This is a genomic window from Fibrobacter sp. UWCM (assembly GCF_900129735.1).
Classification (GTDB): Bacteria; Fibrobacterota; Fibrobacteria; order Fibrobacterales; family Fibrobacteraceae; genus Fibrobacter.
Window position 1 is genome coordinate 1 of sequence record NZ_FQWR01000019.1, and the last position, 13,284, is coordinate 13,284.

The 13,284-nt window shown below is 51.9% G+C and carries 15 protein-coding genes; 7 read left to right on the forward strand and 8 right to left on the reverse strand.

What is annotated here, in order from left to right; genetic code table 11:
* The first annotated feature begins 341 nt into the window (after positions 1 to 341).
* A complete protein-coding gene (locus BUB22_RS17370; RefSeq protein WP_073115330.1) occupies positions 342 to 593 on the forward strand; it encodes a prevent-host-death protein in 252 nt (83 codons plus the stop codon).
* A gap of 103 nt (positions 594 to 696) precedes the next feature.
* A complete protein-coding gene (locus BUB22_RS11725) occupies positions 697 to 1,137 on the forward strand; it encodes a L,D-transpeptidase family protein (protein WP_083535517.1) in 441 nt (146 codons plus the stop codon).
* Between the two features lie 23 nt (positions 1,138 to 1,160).
* Here the strand turns inward: BUB22_RS11725 and BUB22_RS11730 are convergent, their stop codons facing one another.
* Together BUB22_RS11730 and BUB22_RS11735 are read right to left on the reverse strand one after the other, a co-directional pair.
* The gene (locus BUB22_RS11730; protein WP_073115283.1) at positions 1,161 to 1,568 is read right to left on the reverse strand and encodes a putative toxin-antitoxin system toxin component, PIN family; all 408 of its coding nucleotides are present in this window, start codon (positions 1,566 to 1,568) and stop codon (positions 1,161 to 1,163) included.
* A complete protein-coding gene (locus tag BUB22_RS11735) occupies positions 1,565 to 1,903 on the reverse strand; it encodes a type II toxin-antitoxin system RelB/DinJ family antitoxin (protein WP_073115284.1) in 339 nt (112 codons plus the stop codon). Before BUB22_RS11735 ends, BUB22_RS11730 begins: the two co-directional genes overlap by 4 nt.
* 119 nt (positions 1,904 to 2,022) lie before the next feature.
* Here BUB22_RS11735 and BUB22_RS11740 point away from each other — a divergent pair, with 119 nt between their 5' ends.
* Positions 2,023 to 2,463: a L,D-transpeptidase family protein gene (locus BUB22_RS11740; RefSeq protein WP_139258980.1), complete on the forward strand. Its 441-nt coding sequence runs from the start codon at positions 2,023 to 2,025 to the stop codon at positions 2,461 to 2,463.
* A gap of 6 nt (positions 2,464 to 2,469) precedes the next feature.
* The gene (locus BUB22_RS11745) at positions 2,470 to 2,907 is read left to right on the forward strand and encodes a GNAT family N-acetyltransferase (protein ID WP_073115286.1); all 438 of its coding nucleotides are present in this window, start codon (positions 2,470 to 2,472) and stop codon (positions 2,905 to 2,907) included.
* A 24-nt stretch (positions 2,908 to 2,931) separates the two neighbouring features.
* Here BUB22_RS11745 and BUB22_RS11750 read toward each other — a convergent pair whose 3' ends face one another.
* From BUB22_RS11750 to BUB22_RS11760, 3 genes are all read right to left on the reverse strand, one after another.
* Positions 2,932 to 3,543 carry a PH domain-containing protein gene (locus BUB22_RS11750; RefSeq protein ID WP_254794742.1) on the reverse strand — a complete coding sequence of 204 codons (612 nt, stop codon included), beginning with the start codon at positions 3,541 to 3,543 and terminating at the stop codon, positions 2,932 to 2,934.
* 109 nt (positions 3,544 to 3,652) lie between these two features.
* On the reverse strand, positions 3,653 to 4,252 hold the full coding sequence (locus BUB22_RS11755; RefSeq protein WP_073115288.1) for a superoxide dismutase: 600 nt from the start codon (positions 4,250 to 4,252) through the stop codon (positions 3,653 to 3,655).
* A 102-nt stretch (positions 4,253 to 4,354) separates the two neighbouring features.
* Positions 4,355 to 5,452, reverse strand: coding sequence for an exo-beta-N-acetylmuramidase NamZ family protein (locus tag BUB22_RS11760; RefSeq protein WP_073115289.1), 1,098 nt, complete (start codon positions 5,450 to 5,452; stop codon positions 4,355 to 4,357).
* A gap of 166 nt (positions 5,453 to 5,618) precedes the next feature.
* On the opposite strand from BUB22_RS11760, the gene BUB22_RS11765 reads away from it, so the two are divergent.
* The 3 genes from BUB22_RS11765 to BUB22_RS11775 are packed head-to-tail and all read left to right on the forward strand — an operon-like array spanning position 5,619 to position 8,102.
* Positions 5,619 to 6,086: a single-stranded DNA-binding protein gene (locus BUB22_RS11765; RefSeq protein ID WP_072810685.1), complete on the forward strand. Its 468-nt coding sequence runs from the start codon at positions 5,619 to 5,621 to the stop codon at positions 6,084 to 6,086.
* A 12-nt stretch (positions 6,087 to 6,098) separates the two neighbouring features.
* Entirely contained in the window at positions 6,099 to 7,070 is a 972-nt protein-coding gene (locus tag BUB22_RS11770) for an NADH dehydrogenase subunit 6 (RefSeq protein WP_072810688.1), read from the forward strand.
* Between the two features lie 9 nt (positions 7,071 to 7,079).
* A complete protein-coding gene (locus BUB22_RS11775; RefSeq protein ID WP_073115290.1) occupies positions 7,080 to 8,102 on the forward strand; it encodes an aspartate-semialdehyde dehydrogenase in 1,023 nt (340 codons plus the stop codon).
* 155 nt (positions 8,103 to 8,257) lie between these two features.
* On the opposite strand, the gene BUB22_RS11780 is transcribed toward BUB22_RS11775, so the two are convergent.
* From BUB22_RS11780 to BUB22_RS11790, 3 genes are all read right to left on the reverse strand, one after another.
* Positions 8,258 to 10,588, reverse strand: a complete 2,331-nt coding sequence (locus BUB22_RS11780) for a GLUG motif-containing protein (protein WP_073115291.1) — start codon at positions 10,586 to 10,588, stop codon at positions 8,258 to 8,260.
* Between the two features lie 20 nt (positions 10,589 to 10,608).
* A complete protein-coding gene (locus tag BUB22_RS11785) occupies positions 10,609 to 11,727 on the reverse strand; it encodes an aminopeptidase (RefSeq protein WP_073115292.1) in 1,119 nt (372 codons plus the stop codon).
* Positions 11,728 to 11,847: 120 nt separating this feature from the next.
* Positions 11,848 to 12,795 (reverse strand): AgmX/PglI C-terminal domain-containing protein, encoded by a 948-nt coding sequence (locus tag BUB22_RS11790; protein WP_073115293.1) that lies wholly within the window; start codon positions 12,793 to 12,795, stop codon positions 11,848 to 11,850.
* Between the last annotated feature and the right edge of the window lie 489 nt (positions 12,796 to 13,284).

The following is a 13,284-nucleotide window of genomic DNA, read 5'->3' on the forward strand; positions in this document are numbered from 1 at the left end:
AAAATAGGATGTGGAAACTCCACTTTTTGTTTATAGGGCCCAAAAGCGCAAAATTTCAGGCTCTTTTGATTTTACAGAAAGAAATTTACATCTTCGGGATGCAGGAAATGTACCTAAAAAACTACATTTCAACTCATGCTCACCTCACCCATCGACAACATTCTCGTAGAAAAAGCGAAACGCCAAATGCAGTTGTGCAACGGAGAGAACGTTGTCAAGACGTACAGAATTTCTTTGGGCAAGAATGTTGGGTTTTAAGGCGGAGCCGTAGCGAGGGGGAGGCTTCCCCCTACCCTTTCTCGCAAAATTTCATATATTATGCTTATACCGGTGAGGTTTATATGAATGCCATAAGACCCGTTTCAGACCTGCAAGATTGTCTCGAAGACATTTCCAAGACCGTCCACGAATCTGGACAGCCTGTGTTCTTGACTAAAGACGGCTATGGCGACATGGTTCTTATGAGCATGGAAGCGTTCGCCCATTTTCAAATTGAAAATGAAATCTACGCCAAATTGCACGAGGCCGAACTGCAGGCACAGGAATCCACCAAAAGATATACTTCAGAAGAAATCCTAAATTGGCGACATTAACTCATTAGCCAATATCATTTCATTAATTCGATAACGGCATCTACAAAAAAAGAGGTCGGTCGGAATTACTCCAAGTTCTAGAGCAGATAGGATTCAGAAACCCATGCTCTCTTCACCCATTGACAACATCCTCGTAGAAAAGGCGAAACGCCAGATGCACTTGCGCAAAGGCGAGAACGTCGTCAAGACGTACAGGATTTCGCTTGGCAAGAATCCCGTGGGAGCGAAGGTCAAGTCCGGCGACAACAAGACGCCCGAGGGTAACTACACCATCGAACTTCACAATCACAAAAGCGTCTTTCATTTATCGCTCCGGATTTCGTACCCGAACGCGGAGCAAATCAAGGCCGCAAAAGAAGGCAATTACGAAACCGGCGGCGACATCATGATTCACGGCTATCCAAACAAAGTTCCGGCATTCCTCTTTAAATTCTGGCACAAGTGGAAAGACTGGACAGCCGGCTGCATCGCCGTCACGAACGACGAAATCGAAGAAATCTACGCCGCCGTCAAGGACGGCACGCCGATAACCATCAAGCCTTAGAAGCTGGCTTTTAGGGCGAAGCCCTACCCTAACAAATCAAGCATCTGCCGGGGCGTGACAACAACAGGTGTCTCAGGGAAATGCTTAACATTTCCCGTCACAAGATGCGTTTCGACTGTTTTGCCGTGTGCTAACGCGACTGCATAAAAAACAATGTCCTTGGGGTCCGGCATCGATTCGCGAATTTCAACCAAGTCAGATTCCATCACGCAAAGGCGATTGATTTGCAACAAAGTTTCAGCGATTCTTACAGGCGAAAATCCGAATTTAGGTCTGTTGAGAACAACCCTATATTCCTCAAGAATTTCTTCATTCAAAACAGGAACAATCCGCCCATCAAATACAGCCTGCATAACGAGACCCGGAACAGAATCCCATTTCAGAAAAGCAGACACAAGAACATTTGTATCGATTACAGCATAATGCTTCATCGACCATTCCTTGCCGCATCGATTTCAGCATTGATTTCGTCCAAAGACATTTCCGAAGCGCCCGCACGAGCCGCATCAGCGGAAAGTTGCTGCATGGTATTCAGCATCCTGCCGGCCATTGTCCGTCTAGAAGCATCATAAAAAGTTCGACGTTCTGCCACAAACTGCGGAACAGTTGCGGAAGAAACCTCAAACGGAATTCGACGTTCACGCACAACCGCACGAGCGAAGACATTGATAGCCGTCGTCATGGACATGCCGAATTCTTCGCACAATTCGTCAAATTCCTTTTTAAGGTCGGATTCCATCCTGATGCTGAATGTAGTCTGCGACATAAAACGCCTCTTTAGGTTTCATTACATACCAAATATACACAAAAACGCACCTAAAAGTAACCTCATTGATAAATTATGTAAATTTTTGGGGTTTTAGGGCGGATAGGATTCACAAACCCATGCTCACCTCACCTATCGACAACATCCTCGTAGAAAAGGCGAAACGCCAGATGCACTTGCGAAGCGGCGAGAACATCGTCAAGACGTACAGAATTTCTTTGGGCAAGAATCCCGTGGGAGCGAAGATCAAGTCCGGCGACAACAAGACACCCGAGGGCAATTACACCATCGAACGTCACAACCCCAAAAGCATTTTTCATCTATCGCTGAGAATTTCGTACCCGAACGAGGAGCAAATCAAGGCCGCGAAAGAAGGCAACTACGAGCCTGGCGGAGACATCATGATTCACGGCTACCCGAACAAGGTTCCGGCGTTTTTATTCAAATATTGGCACAAGTGGAAGGACTGGACCGCAGGCTGCATCGCGGTCACCAACGACGAAATCGAAGAAGTCTACGAAGCAGTAAAAGACGGCACGCCGATAACAATTCTACCTTAATCCACTATGGATATCAAAGTTCTCCGGGCAACAGAAGAATGGCAACGTGCGGGCGCGTACTCCGTGCGCATCCAGGGCATGAACCGGCAGCACCACATTTCGCTCCGCGAGGAGTTCGACGAGCACGACGGCGACGGCACCAAGTACATTGTCTTGCTGGATGACGAATATCCGGTTGCCACCTGCCGTTTCTATGAAATTGACGCAGACACGGCAACCATCGGCCGCGTGGTCGTTCTGCCGGAATATCGCGGACAGAAGCTCGGCGCCATGGCCGTGCGCGAAGCCGAAAAATGGATTGACGAATGCGGCTACAAGCAGATCGTCATCGACAGCCGCATCGAGGCGGTCGGCTTTTACAAAAAACTCGGTTACAAGAGTGCCGGCGAAATAACTCACCAATCCGGCGTCTTCGAATGCACTCGGATGAAGAAAGTTTTATAGCGAAAACCGCGTAGTGCCAGACGGTTACCCGCGATACCTGGTTTTATACCCGCGGTTCTCGGCAGGGCGCAGGTCGTTGGGGTACATCACGTCGGTGTAGATGTCTTCTTGCAGTTTTTTCACGAGCTTGTACACTTCGGCGTAATTGGCGATGCTGTCGATGGAAATGCCCGCATTAGTCGACCTTCCTCGCCCGTTCAGCGTCGCCGGGTTCGCCTGGGCCGAGGTCGTGATGATATCGCCCACGCCAAACCACTGGTCAAAAATGCCGCGGTGCAAATCTACGTGCGAAAGTTCCGCGAAAGGCTTTGACTTGTATGTTCTTGCGAAGATTCCGCCGGAAGCATAGATGGCCTTGTCCGTGACGATATAGGCCGTATTGCGATACCGCCTGAACGAGAGCAGCGCCCCGCCCAGGTAAATCCATACGGGCATCAGGTGGAGAGCCATGAAGGGAACGATAAAGAAGGCTGCTTCGTCCGCCTTATCCGAAGAGAAAGCCGCCCCGATAAAGAACATGTCGAAAAGCCCCCACAATACCGCAAACGGGAGTAGCGGATTGAAAATGCATTCAAAAATGAAGCACCTCTTGTCGGGCTTGCCGGCATAGAGAATTTTTTCGTCTTTTCCGATCAAAAGTGAAAGTTCGTTGTCCATAATTTTCGCGCCTCAAAAAAATCACTCTCCATTAATATAAACAAAGGTCGCCCAAATAGGCGACCTTCTATCATAAAAAGTGTATTTATTACCCGAGGCGCTTGTTGACTTCGTCCCAGTTGACGATGCTCCAGAGCGCCTTGAGGTAATCCGGACGGCGGTTGCGGTAGTCGATGTAGTAGGCATGTTCCCACACGTCGAACGTGAGGAGCGGCTTGAGGCCCTTGGTAAGCGGGTTCTGGGCGTTGCCTTCCTGCGTAATCACGAGCTTGCCGCTTGTATCGGCGGAGAGCCAGACCCAGCCGGAACCGAAGAGGCCTGCGCCCTTCGCCTGGAATTCTTCCTGGAACTTTTCGAAGGAACCGAAATCGCGTGCGATGGCTTCGGCAATCTTGCCCGAGGGGGCGTTGCCGGCCTTCGGGGCGGCAAACTGCATAAAATACATGGAGTGGTTCAGGAACTGGCCCGCGTTGTTGAAAACGCCGCCTTCGGAGGTCTTCACGATGTCTTCGAGGGACTTGCCTTCGAAGGCGCTGCCCGGAAGCGCCGCGTTCAAGTTGTTCAGGTAGGTCTGCAGGTGCTTGCCGTAGTGGAACTCGATGGTTTCGGCGCTGAGGGCCGGGGCCAGGTCCGCCGCTGCATACGGGAGGGCGGGCATTTCAAATTTTCCGTTTTTCTGTTCTGTCATTGTGTCTCCTTTTCGCGGCTACGCCGCGGTGTGAGGTGAGAAATGTGAGATGTGCAGTGAGTAATTATAATTTCACATTACACACTCCACATTACACATCAATTAGATGCTTGTCTCTATATAGTCTCGTCTAAACGTGCCGTTGCCGAGCAAAATGTCGATGGGCAACTTCTTGAATTCGTATTCGTAGGGCGGCTGCTTCCAGGCGAAATCCTTCGGGTACTCGTTGAAGATGTACTGCAAGAGCTTCACCGCCATGTCGAAACTGCGGAACTTGTCGCGGTCGAGCACGTGAATCTGCGCGCCCCCGCAAATCTGGCCCGCGCCCTTGTGGAACGTGGGCTGGAAGTAGTTTTCGCGGAAATACACGCCGGGCAATTTCAATCCGTTCATGTACTTGCAGAGCTTGACTGCATCAATGAACGGCGCACCGAAAATCTCGAAGGGGCGGGTAGTGCCGCGGCCTTCGCTCACGTTGGTCGCCTCGAAAAGGCACATGCCGGGGTAAACGATGGCGGTATCGAGGGTCGGCATGTTCGGGCTCGGCAAAATCCACGGAAGACCCGTCTGGTCGTACCACATCTTCTTATCGTAGCCTTCCATACCGAGCACGTAGAGTTCGCACTTGGGGAAGCGCTCTTCCTTGAACTGAACCGCCAGTTCGCCGATGGTCTTCGCGTGGCGCGTGCGGATGCTGTGCAGGCCCACGAAACTCGTGTAGTTGAGGTCCAGCACCGGGCCTTCCTCGTCAATGCAGTTGATGGGGTTCGGGCGGTCCACCACAATCACGGGGATTCCGGCCTTCTCGCAGGCTTTCATACAAAGGAACAAGGTCCAGATGAAGGTGTAGTATCGGGCGCCAACGTCCTGCAGGTCCACAAGCATCATGTCCACGTGGCTGAGCATCTCGTGCGTGGGTTCGCGGTGTTCGCCGTACAGGCTATAGACGGGTATGCCCAGTTCGGGGTCGGTGTAGCCCTCCCATTCGATCATGTTGTCTTGTGTGTGGCCCTTGATGCCGTGCTGCGGGCCAAAGAGCGCCGAAAGCTTGAACAGCTTGCCGTCGTATTCCTTCAGGAGGTCGAGGGTGTAGTGCAGGTCCGGGAGTACCGATGCCGGGTGGAGGACGGCGCCGAGGCGCTTGCCCTTGAGGTTAGCGGGGAAAGCCTTTTCAAAACGTGTAAGAGCGAGTGAAACCATAGTCATTAGTTGTTGGTCATTAGTAATTGGTCATTAGTTTTCAAGAAAATACAAATAAAAGGGACATGGCAGGGCCCGGAAACGAAAAAAATTTCAAAAATGGCACAAAATGACAAAATGAATTTTTTATTTTTGGGATAGAAACAAAAACAAACAGGATAGTATTATGGCATATCTGAACAAAGTGATGCTCATTGGCAATATCGGTAAGGACCCTGAAATTCGTATGGGCCAGAACGGCGGACGCAAGCGCGTCTCGTTCTCGCTCGCCACCAGCCGCCGCTACCGCGACAACAACGGTGAACAGAAGGAACAGACGGACTGGCACAACATCGTGGGCTGGGGCAAGATTGCCGACATCGTCGAGCAGCTCGGAATCCACAAGGGCATGAGCCTCTACGTGGAAGGCACCCTCACCAACCGCAGCTGGACCGACCAGAACGGCCAGAAGCGCTACGTGACCGAAGTGAACATGGACACCTTCCAGCTTCTCGGACCCCGTGGCCAGGGTGGCGCTCCCGGTGCCGCACCCGCAAGCTCGTACAACCAGCAGAACAGCTACTCCCCCGCCCAGAACTCGGCTCCCGCGTACGACGCCCCGATGGATGGCGACGGCGACGACCTGCCGTTCTAGTAGCGCAGTCCTATGAACCAGGACGTAGCCAATATTGCATTGATGTTCGTGCTCCCGCTCGGAGTGACGTTTATTACCATACTCCAGTCAGCGGCTGCCGAACGCAATACGCACAAGATTATAGGGGCAATCCTCTCGCTGTTCATCGTCGTGATGGACTGCCTGTTCTATTTCTCGAAGAATTCCTTCATCAGCTACAATGCCGATGGAGGGCTTCTCCTTGCATTCGCAAGCCTCATGCTCTTCGGCGTGCTCTACACGGTACGCAGCGAAGATATGCCCGCGAAATTCGCGAACGGGCTCTTTACCGCATTCATGCTCGCCGCATTTGTCGGCATCGCCTACTGGGAACGCCCGACGCTCCTGGTCACTTCGGAATATACGCCGGCAGAACTCGCCGCGCAGAACGCGAAGTACCAGGACTACATCGCATCGTTCCAGAACGGTGAAGGCGGCAAGTGGCAAGAGGCCCCGAAGGCACCTGCCGCAAGGAACGGTGGAGCCAACGCCCAAGCGAACTCTCCGGCGCAAAAAACGCAGATGTCCGAGGCTTCGCTCTCCAGGCTCGAGAAGTACATCACTGAATGTACGAAGGTCATTGACCGCATGAACGCCATCATGGCGAGCATCGAGAACTTCGGCACGCTCCCTGCAAACGTGAGCGAATCCGAGCGCGAAAAGAAGAGCCAGCAGGCGCTCGCCATCAACAACAACGCGACCGCGCTCAACAAGAAGACTCTCGGGCTTTTCCACCCGCACGAATCGAGCGAGGCGCATTCCGAAATTATACAGGCGAGCGAAAGCGTCCGCCTTGCCGCCTATTCGCTGTACACCTACGCCCTGCAAGAAAACGCAGAAGAGCAGGCGAACCAGTACAGGCAATGCCGCAACCAGATTGCGCAGGCCAGGGCTTCCCTGGAGCGTTTCTGGATCGACATACAGAACTTAAAATCAAACAACCAACCTCAACAAGAAGATAACTAAAGGTTAATTATGATTCGCAACGTTGCCATCATGGGCGCAACCGGCGCCGTGGGCCAAGAAATCCTCTCCATCCTCGAGGAACGCAACTTCCCGCTGCAGAGCCTCAAGCTCCTCGCCTCCGAGCGCAGCGCGGGCAAGGAATTCAAGTTCAAGGGCGAAACCCTCAAGTGCGAAGTCCTGAACAAGGATTCCTTCAAGGGTATCGACCTGGTGCTCAGCTCCGCCGGTGCCGCGATTTCCCAGGAATTCGCCCCCATCGCCGTCGAGAACGGCGCCGTGGTGGTGGACAACACCAGCTTCTTCCGCATGGACCCGAAGGTCCCGCTGGTCGTGCCCGAAGTGAACCCCGAAGACATCAAGCTCTACAAGGCTGAAAATGGCGGCAAGGGAATTATCGCCAACCCGAACTGCACGACCATCATGATGGTTGTGGTCTTGAACCCGATCGAGAAGATTTCTCACATCAAGAAGATTCACATTTCTTCTTACCAGAGCGCGAGCGGCGCAGGTGCCATCGCCATGGAAGAGCTCAAGCAGCAGTACAAGGACATCATCGAGACGGGCACCACCACGCACATCAACAAGTTCCCGTTCCAGCTCGCGTACAACGTGATTCCGCAGATCGACAAGATGACGGAAAACGACTACACGAAGGAAGAAATGAAGATGTTCAACGAAACGCGCAAGATTATGCACTCCGACGTGCGTACCAGCGCTACCTGCGTGCGCGTGAGCTCGCTGCGTTCTCACTCCGAATCCGTGTGGTTCGAGACCGAGCGCCCGGTTTCCGTCGAAGAAATCCGCAACGCTTTGAAGAACGCCCCGGGCGTGACCCTCAAGGACGATCCGCAGAACTACGTCTACCCCATGCCGCTCGAAAGCGCCGGCAAGGACAACGTGTTCGTTGGCCGTATCCGCAAGGACCTCGCTGACGAGAACAGCAACACGCTGTGGCTCACCGGAGACCAGATCCGCAAGGGCGCTGCTCTCAACGCCGTGCAGATTGGCGAGATTCTCGCTAAGGGCGTGTAATTAAAGATGTCATCCCCGCGAAGGCGGGCGGACAGCACTTAGCACTTTAGCGCTTAGTGCGCATGGCCACCAAGGTGGGGATCTTCTATTACAAGCATCAAGAAGCCGTCCCGCAAAGGACGGCTTTTTTACATAGAATTCTTCTTCAGCAAAAACTAGCGAAGCACTGACCTCGACAGCATTCTGCCGTCCTGTTCCAGCATGAACAGGGACATACCGCGTGTTTCTGCTGCGCCACTCAAGTCAACCTGATGAACGCCTTCGCCCATCATGCCAAGAGTAATTGTCTTTAACAGGCGTCCCTTCAAATTGTAAACCTTAACGTTGGTCTCCCCCAAACGGGAAAGCGTTACCATTGCCTGCAGGTTCTGGCGGTTCCCATACAGTTTCAAGCCGTTCGCACCCATCGCTACAACCATATCGGGTTTCACCACCTTTACAGGAGGCTCAACTTCAGGAATTTCGGGAAGCACTCCTGTGGTAAACACAAGGTGCGGGAAGGAGAGCGTATCGCCCACCAGCCAGAATTTTTCGAAGTCATTCCAGCCCTTGTAAAGGGCAGACGCCTTCATGTCAGCAAAAGCGGTTTCCTTTGCAGAAGAGTCAGCCTCGAACTCGCAACCATCTTTATTGTAGAGAGCTTCTTTTACGGTGCCCGAATTATTCACAACGAAGCAACCCGGGGCTTCATAATCAGAAGACGACGCAATCAACTTCCCTGCAAAGAATACATTTTCAAGGTATTGCCTGTTTGCAGAAGCAAAACCGCCAAATTCAATTCGTCCAGAAACGTCCCCCGAAGCATAAGCGTTCTTGATTGTTCCAGAATTACTCGAAACAAATCCGCCCGGCGTAAACTCGCTATTGACATTGCCGGTGGTATAGGCGTTATTGATATAACCGTTATTAGCACCGACAAAACCACCTGCGGTAAACGAGGAGGTATAGCCCTTTATGTTTCCAAGATTTCCTGTAGAATAGGCATAGAGTATTTCACCCCAATTTTCCCCAACGAAGCCACCGAACACGGAATAAGAGCGAACATCGCCAGTAGCATAGCAATTGTGGATTTTTCCGTTATTGACACCTACAAAGCCACCAGCCTTCATTCCGCCAACCACCTCGCCGGCAGCGTAGCTATTCGTGATGATTCCTGTACTGTCGTTTTGGCCGACAAAGCCACCGAAGGTATCACCCGAAGCACGCTCCCCATTAAGCACATGGCCTGTCGCATAGCTGCTGTCAATTTTTCCGCTATTCCAGAGTACAAAACCGGCAAGTCCATTAAATGCATCGACATCGGCTTTCGAATACGACTTCGAGATCGTTCCCACATTGTACACAACAAAGCCAGAAACAAATCTTCCCGGGAAAGAATCGGACGACACAGAACCTTCTACATAGGAATCCCTGATGATGCCGGCATTGTATACCGCGAAACCTCCACTACTGTCAGAATGAACATTGGTTTGAGCATTACAATTTTCAATGACTCCTGTAGTATCGTTCACACCGACGAATCCAGCCGCCCCGCGAAATTCAGAAAATACCGAGTCAGCATCAACACTGGAGTTTTTGACAACGCCGCTATTGAAGCCAACCAGGCCGCCCGTTTTTTCATTCATCGAAAAAATGGAAGCATGCGAGACACACGAATCAATAATCCCGGAATTATTGCCAGTCACTCCACCGAGAAAACGGTTTCCGTGATCAAGGACTCCATCAACTTCAGCGGAAATGATTGTGCCCTGATTGACACCGGCGACGAGACCGAGGTTATTCCCGTAATAAGAAGACCTCATGTCGGCATTCACTTTCACATTGCGAATAACAGATTTCTCTCCGGCATTGTAGCCGACTATTCCGCCAACAAAGTCACGATCGTTAATCCCCCGAACAACTCCGCTGAAATCGACATTTTCGACAGTTCCATCTTCATTAACTCCCACGACCCCACCAGTATTGCCAGGAGCACTGACCGTATCACGCACAAGTTCAATATTTTCAATCAGCCCGGAATTCATTACGGCAACCGACGCTGCCGCCCAGACAAAACGGACCGAGATGAAGCAATCCGCCATTTTAAGGTTCTTGACGACGCCCGAAGAACCAATCCCCATAAACAGGGCCGTAGAACGTTCATCTTTTGTTTCCGAATACAGGTGCGATATAGTATGGTCTGCACCATCAAATACACCGCCAAACTCAGACTGTTCCGTCCCGTAATATGCCGCCCCTATCGGCAGGAAGCCTGCGGTAGAATCTACCTCGCTCTTTTCGTTTCGCGAAGCAGAAGCATCGATATCGGCAACTAGAACATAATGGCCGTCCATGCCGTAGTCGCCTAAACCCACAGCCTTGAGGTCCTCGTAATCGGCGACCTGCCATGGGGATTCTGCTGTTCCCGCGCCCGCCATATTGCCGTTAGTGGCAAGGCATGGCACTGCCAGCAAAGCCCCCCAAAAAACAGAAAGTTTATTTGTCATATTTCCTCCTTCTTAAAATATCACTTTCCGAGTTGGTCCGGGTTCAGGCACTTGAGTTCGTCAATCACGAACAGGCCGTCCTTGCGAATGAGCTTGTCGTCGAACCAGATTTCGCCGCCGCCGTATTCCGGGCGCATGATGAGCACCAGGTCCCAGTGGATAGCAGAATTGTTGCCGTTCGGGGCTTCCTCGTAGCACATGCCGGGCGTAAAGTGGATGCTGCCCGCAATCTTCTCGTCGAAGAGGATGTCGCACATCGGCGCATTCACGAACGGGTTGAAACCGATGGCGAACTCGCCCACGTAGCGCGCGCCCTCGTCGGTATCGAGGATGGCGTTGAGTTGCGCGTTGTCGCCCGTTTCGCAGGTGGCGTCCACAATCTTCCCGTCCTTGAATTCCAGGCGGATGTTGCTGAACTGCTTGCCCTCGTAGAGCGTGGGCGTATTGTAGTGGATTACGCCGTTGATGCTGCCACGCACCGGTGCGGTGTAGACTTCACCGTCCGGGATGTTCATGTTGCCGCAGCACGGAATCGCGGGGATATCCTTGATGCTGAACGTGATGTCGGTGCCGTTTGCCACGAGGCGCACCTTGTCGGTACGGTTCATGAGATTCACGAGATTCTGCGCGGCGCGGCCCATGCGCGGGTAGTCCGCGAGGCAAGCCTGGAAGTAGAAGTCCTCAAACGCTTCCGTGCTCATCTTCGCGCCCTGCGCCATGGAGGCGTTCGGCCAGCGGAGTACGCACCAGCGCGTCTTGTTCACGCGGTAGTCGAGCGTTTCCTTAGTCATCTTGCGGTACATGAGCATCTTCTCATCGCTCACGTCGCAATTTTCCATAAAGTTGTCGGCCCCACGGATGGCGATGTAGGCCTGCATCTTCTTCATTTCGGCAAGGGCAAGTTCGGCCTCGACCTTCATCTGGGCTTCGCTTGCGGAAAGAAGCATCTGGCGACGCACGCGGCTCTTGGAATTGCGCACGAAGGCGTTTCCGCCCACCTTCTCGACAGCCTTGATGAGCTCGGTAGAGACTTCGTCGGGCGTGTCGGTGGTTTCGATAAGGATGTTCTCGCCCGCCTTGAGGGCAAGTGCATTGTTAATCAGGTTTTCGGCAAGTTTTGTAATGCGCGGATCAGTCATTTTAAATTCTCCAATTTGTTTCGGGAATGAATATAGAAAATATGGCGTTTACAATCAAATAAAAGGAATTCCGGCAGCCGCCAGCCACCGGAATGGTATCATTTACAGGATTTTAGAGTCTTATTCGGTGAACGTGAAGGGTATGGTCACCGTGGTGTTTCCGGACTTGACTTTGCTGAATGTCCAGCGACCGACAGCATTCTTGATTTCGCCATCGAATTCGCCGATGCCCGTAGTGGACGAGACAACCGCGATGCTGATGACCTCGCCGCCCGGGGCAATCGTGAACTTGAGCGTCACCTTGCCTTCCAAGCCCGGTTTTTTCTTCAGGTACTTATTGTAGATATGGCGTAGCCCGGGTGTACGTGTGCGCACGACCTTCATGATATCGGAGGCAGATCGCGAGGAGTTCCCTGCACCCATGTCGATATCGCGCACGGAAGGGGTCTTCATATTTCCCTTCATGGACTTCGTATTGATTCCACCACCCGAACCGCCGAACAGGTTTCCGAGCGCCCCATCGATTCCGCCGCCACCCCCAGAAGCGACAGCCTCGTTAAAGGCTCCATCGACCTTTCCGGCCCTCACGCCAATATGCGTCTTTCCCGTAGTCTGCAAGCCGTTCGTGTTCTTGAGGATTTTATCTATGTCTCTCGCGAACTTCTGGTCGTTCATGAGGTTGTATGCCGAAGCTGACGCGTTCTTGGTCATTGACGCGAGTTCCTTGAGGACGCCCCTTGTCTTGGGCGCGTTCGGCTTCCCCTGATTCTTGGGCTTGCCACCGCCGGGCCTGTTGTTCTTTTTTGCGATGTCTTTCGGTTTCTTATCCTGTTTCTTTTCCTGCTTTTTTTCTTCTTTCTTATCGACAATGTCGATTTTTGTTTCGATTTCCAAACTGGAGGTTTTCTCGAACATCATATCGTCGATAATAACCTCGTATGTCGTGGCCCAGAAACTCAGAGCGAGCGCGACAAGAAGCGAGACGCCGGAGATGCGTCCGAGCCGCTTGTCGGAATCAGGCATGAGCGAAGCCACGAATTCTTCCGTGGTCTGTTTTTTCGGTTTCATGATTTTATCCTCCCCCTCTTGCGAGGGAATTGATGGTTTATGGTTTATTTTGGGGGTGATTTTCTGGGGGTAATTTTTCAAGGCAAAAAGTGAACCTATAGCCTTGCGGTCAAGGCTTCAATTTTGCAAAAATGCAATACCGGGGAAAGGGCTTGATAACCAGGCCTTTAGCACAAACTAACGATGTACGGGGGATTTAGACGACAATCATCGAAGGAATTACTTTATCCAAAACACCATTCCCGAATCCGTTCCTTCACTCAGATTCAAGACAAATTGTTCTTCTCTGATTTTAAACTATAAAGAAAAATCGGAACGGATTCACCCGAACGGGTAAACAAATTTTCAACATTTGAATTGTAAATTCCGACAAAAAGTGGCAGTACCAATAAGTACAAGGGCTGCGCGCGTTTTTGCTGATACGGCGAAGTCCTGCAACTTTACAAAAAGTTATTGCAAACAGATTTATTCCACCTTGTAGGCATATTT

What these genes read in the sequence shown, in the direction of transcription:
- BUB22_RS17370 (WP_073115330.1), top strand. Translation starts at nt 342, where the DNA reads ATGAATGCCATAAGACCCGTTTCAGACCTGCAAGATTGTCTCGAAGAC.
- BUB22_RS11725 (WP_083535517.1), top strand. Translation starts at nt 697, where the DNA reads ATGCTCTCTTCACCCATTGACAACATCCTCGTAGAAAAGGCGAAACGC.
- BUB22_RS11730 (WP_073115283.1), bottom strand. Translation starts at nt 1,568, where the DNA reads ATGAAGCATTATGCTGTAATCGATACAAATGTTCTTGTGTCTGCTTTT.
- BUB22_RS11735 (WP_073115284.1), bottom strand. Translation starts at nt 1,903, where the DNA reads ATGTCGCAGACTACATTCAGCATCAGGATGGAATCCGACCTTAAAAAG.
- BUB22_RS11740 (WP_139258980.1), top strand. Translation starts at nt 2,023, where the DNA reads ATGCTCACCTCACCTATCGACAACATCCTCGTAGAAAAGGCGAAACGC.
- BUB22_RS11745 (WP_073115286.1), top strand. Translation starts at nt 2,470, where the DNA reads ATGGATATCAAAGTTCTCCGGGCAACAGAAGAATGGCAACGTGCGGGC.
- BUB22_RS11755 (WP_073115288.1), bottom strand. Translation starts at nt 4,252, where the DNA reads ATGACAGAACAGAAAAACGGAAAATTTGAAATGCCCGCCCTCCCGTAT.
- BUB22_RS11760 (WP_073115289.1), bottom strand. Translation starts at nt 5,452, where the DNA reads ATGGTTTCACTCGCTCTTACACGTTTTGAAAAGGCTTTCCCCGCTAAC.
- BUB22_RS11765 (WP_072810685.1), top strand. Translation starts at nt 5,619, where the DNA reads ATGGCATATCTGAACAAAGTGATGCTCATTGGCAATATCGGTAAGGAC.
- BUB22_RS11770 (WP_072810688.1), top strand. Translation starts at nt 6,099, where the DNA reads ATGAACCAGGACGTAGCCAATATTGCATTGATGTTCGTGCTCCCGCTC.
- BUB22_RS11775 (WP_073115290.1), top strand. Translation starts at nt 7,080, where the DNA reads ATGATTCGCAACGTTGCCATCATGGGCGCAACCGGCGCCGTGGGCCAA.
- BUB22_RS11780 (WP_073115291.1), bottom strand. Translation starts at nt 10,588, where the DNA reads ATGACAAATAAACTTTCTGTTTTTTGGGGGGCTTTGCTGGCAGTGCCA.
- BUB22_RS11785 (WP_073115292.1), bottom strand. Translation starts at nt 11,727, where the DNA reads ATGACTGATCCGCGCATTACAAAACTTGCCGAAAACCTGATTAACAAT.
- BUB22_RS11790 (WP_073115293.1), bottom strand. Translation starts at nt 12,795, where the DNA reads ATGAAACCGAAAAAACAGACCACGGAAGAATTCGTGGCTTCGCTCATG.